Below are 3,198 nucleotides of genomic sequence, written 5' to 3'. Positions count from 1 at the left end.
GCATGAGGTGCTACTACTTTCCTACATACCCGCGGGCGCATTTTTATCAGAATGTAAATACCTTACAATCCCAATTGTTTCATTTGCTGCATGTCATACTTACCATCATTATCCAAATCCAAATTTGTCTCTGGCGTTCAATGCGAAAAGAAACTCTGGTTGAGCAAACACCAGCCGGAGGAAGCACATTGGGGGCAAGCCCAAGAAGCGGTTTTTGCTTCTGGAACCAGCGTTGGGGAGTTGGCCACCCAGCTTTTTCCTGGAGGCACAGATGCCCGACCCGAGAACATGCGCGACTTTAAGTCATGGATTAAAGAAAGTGCGGAATGTCTTGAGAATGGCGTGGAGGTGATCTACGAAGCGGCTTTTTCGGTGCCAGGCGCTTTTGTTGCTTTGGACATCTTTGTTCGGGTGGGCGACGAAATTCATGCCTACGAGGTAAAGAGCAACACTGGTCTGCACGAATATCACATTACAGATACGGCCTTTCAATATTGGGTGATGGAGCAGGCGGGTTACTGTCCCGATAAAATCTTCTTCGTGCACATCAACAGCAGCTATGTGCGCAAGGGAGAACTGGATGTTCAGCAGTTGTTTCACAAAGAAGACATCACAGAACTGGTGCTTGCCAATCAAGCCATGGTTGAACCCAAGCTCAGGGAATTGCAAGAAATGCTGGAAGGGACAAAGCCCAACATCGACATCGGTCCTCACTGTTCCAATCCTTTTTTATGTGAATTTAAAAATCACTGCTGGTCGGGGATTCCTGAGAATTCAGTCTTCGAGCTCGCTTATGTTGGAGCAAAGGCTTGGGAATATTACCACAGAGGTTTGCTTCAGATCACCGACTTGGATGAGACGGATTTGCAAAAGCGGCAGGTGCCTCAATTCAGAGGATTAAAATTCGGAGAGTCACGATTTGAAATAGAACCCATCAAGGACTTCCTGAATGCATGGGAGTATCCCTTGTATTTTTTGGATTTTGAAACCATCAATCCAGCCGTTCCAATCTATGAAGGCAGTCGTCCGTACCAGCAAATTTGTTTTCAATATTCCCTGCATGGCATCAAAGAGCCAGGAGGCGAACTGGAGCATTTTGAGTACTTAGCTCAAGACGACGAAGACCCGCGACCGAAGTTTATAGAACAGATGCTTCAAGAATGCGGTAGCAGCGGTAGCATCGTCGTTTACAATGAGGGTTTTGAGAAAGGCAGGATTGCGGAACTAGCGCATGATTTCCCAGAGCATTCTGAAAAGCTTTTAGCGCTGAATGAAAGGGTAGAGGACCTCCTCATTCCTTTTCGGTCGCATTGGTGTTACACGCCGGCTATGGGCGGTTCAGCCTCCATCAAGTCGGTGTTACCCGCATTAACCGACCTTTCCTACAACGAATTGGAAATCAGCGATGGTGGAACGGCGAGCGAGACTTTCAAAGCCATGGCGGAAGGCAGGTTCGAAGGTGATTTTCAAAAAACCAGAACAGACCTTCTGGAGTATTGCAAGATGGATACCTTGGCGATGGTGGAGGTTTGGAGGTATTTGGTTGGGAGGTTGGGGGAGGTTTGATTTGCCCAGCACTTTTTTTCAAATTGAGTATGAAGTCTCCACGATTTTGGCGGCTCACATCTTGGCTTCTTTTCCCAGCATTCTTTTGGCTCTTATCAGCTCTTTAATCCAGAGATAAAGGAGTACGGGCAATACGATGTAGCTCAGTTTATTAAACTCACTCGTTCTTAGGAAGTCTAAATGGAGAAGATGTTGAATTCCCCTTGTCATGCCGCATGCATAACATTCCTGATCGAAAATTAGAACGGAGAGACAGACAGACTCTCCGTGGTCAAAAAAGTCTGCAGGTAATGCAAATAGAACTATGGGTATGAGTATAAGCCCTCCGAGATATGTGATGATTAAAATCTTCCTGAACCTCATGCTATGACTACATATCCATGTAATCACCTTTCTTGGGCTTTAATCCACCCGTAAGGAACAGTATTCCATCAATGATCCAGCCAAGCCCGCAGAGGCTACCGGTTAAAAGATATAAAACCCCCACACCGATATGCCCTAAATAAAAGCGGTGTATGCCTAACCAACCGAGGAAGAACCATAAGGCAACTGCCACCACAATACTTTTGTCGTCGGTATTTATGGTGTTTAAGTATTCGTCATCGCTGATATTAGAGGAAGAACTCGATACTGTGGGTTTAGGAGTATTGTCAAAAACGGTTTTTGAACCATTGGGATACTTGATCATAAAGATCTCGGACTTGAGTGTGGCAAAGGTTGGCCCATCTTGGTTATCGCACATTTTGTATTTCACTTCCGAGGTGCCCACCTCTAGAACTTTCGCTTGAATTTCTTCTCCAGATTTCATGACAATAGTTTCGCACTCGCCCGCTAATTGAGGCTTGTTTTTATCAAGAAAACCAGCGGCAGAAAAGGGAGGCTCAATATTGAAGTCATTCCGATTGGACGCAAGCAATAAAGGCCCTTCATTTTTCATGAATTCCTTCAAATCTTTTGCCCGGAGCTTGTTGTGATAAATTTCTTTTTGGCTCTGTCTATCGATTTTCGCAATCGACTTATGCGACTTCCTCCATTCTACATGGTAGCCGTCCATGTGCATTCGTTTCTCAATCGAACAAGATGCGAGCAGGATTAAACTTGAGAAGATAGCAATTGCAATTCTATTAGGTGAGAGCATGATTGTTGAATCTAATTTGGTGTTATCACAGGTGAAAATGATTCATCTATGCAAGGCTACCTTCGTTGAAGTTCGAATCACTAATTAATCAATAGTACGGAGAGTATAGATCAAATGCAAATTAAATAACCATTAAGTGCTTCAATGTTAGGTTATTTGGCATGCTTTGTTTGCTGTTCGTGATGAATCGGTCTAATCTTGTGGGCCAACAAGGAGTTGATTTCAACAATCTCATAATCCGTCTTTGTAATACCTCATTCTTCGACGGCTTCGGTTCATCTTACCTAATTCGATCGGAGAATATATGCTGCCTATCTCCTCCTTTTAGAATTGCTGCTTTTTCTCGGTTTTCTGCTCGCATCAGCTCAGTTATCCATAAATAAAAGGAGCACCAAGCACTTTTCCAAATACATCATCATAGGTCTTATTTATTCCGAAAAACAACAAAACTCCAAAAGGGCGTGATTTGCTAAGAAGTTGGTAGGTAAAGGGCT

Annotated in this window: 3 protein-coding genes; 1 reads left to right on the top strand and 2 read right to left on the bottom strand. The window is 44.1% G+C overall.

Annotated features, from left to right (window positions below):
- Positions 1–159: 159 nt before the first annotated feature.
- Positions 160–1,566 (top strand): DUF2779 domain-containing protein, encoded by a 1,407-nt coding sequence (locus ACKPQ4_RS07335; protein ID WP_407680536.1) that lies wholly within the window; start codon positions 160–162, stop codon positions 1,564–1,566.
- 54 nt (positions 1,567–1,620) lie between these two features.
- Here ACKPQ4_RS07335 and ACKPQ4_RS07330 read toward each other — a convergent pair whose 3' ends face one another.
- Both ACKPQ4_RS07330 and ACKPQ4_RS07325 read right to left on the bottom strand, forming a co-directional pair.
- Positions 1,621–1,929 (bottom strand): DUF2752 domain-containing protein, encoded by a 309-nt coding sequence (locus ACKPQ4_RS07330; protein ID WP_407680535.1) that lies wholly within the window; start codon positions 1,927–1,929, stop codon positions 1,621–1,623.
- A gap of 7 nt (positions 1,930–1,936) precedes the next feature.
- Positions 1,937–2,704, bottom strand: a complete 768-nt coding sequence (locus ACKPQ4_RS07325; RefSeq protein WP_407680534.1) for a TM2 domain-containing protein — start codon at positions 2,702–2,704, stop codon at positions 1,937–1,939.
- Between the last annotated feature and the right edge of the window lie 494 nt (positions 2,705–3,198).

The organism is Candidatus Chordibacter forsetii (assembly GCF_964187505.1).
Lineage (GTDB): Bacteria > Verrucomicrobiota > Verrucomicrobiia > Opitutales > Seribacteraceae > Chordibacter > Chordibacter forsetii.
The sequence above is the reverse complement of the archived record's forward strand: the minus strand, read 5'-3'. Positions and strand labels throughout refer to the sequence as shown.

Coding starts and splice junctions, on each gene's coding strand:
- ACKPQ4_RS07330 (WP_407680535.1), bottom strand. CDS start 1,929: ATGAGGTTCAGGAAGATTTTAATCATCACATATCTCGGAGGGCTTATA.
- ACKPQ4_RS07325 (WP_407680534.1), bottom strand. CDS start 2,704: ATGCTCTCACCTAATAGAATTGCAATTGCTATCTTCTCAAGTTTAATC.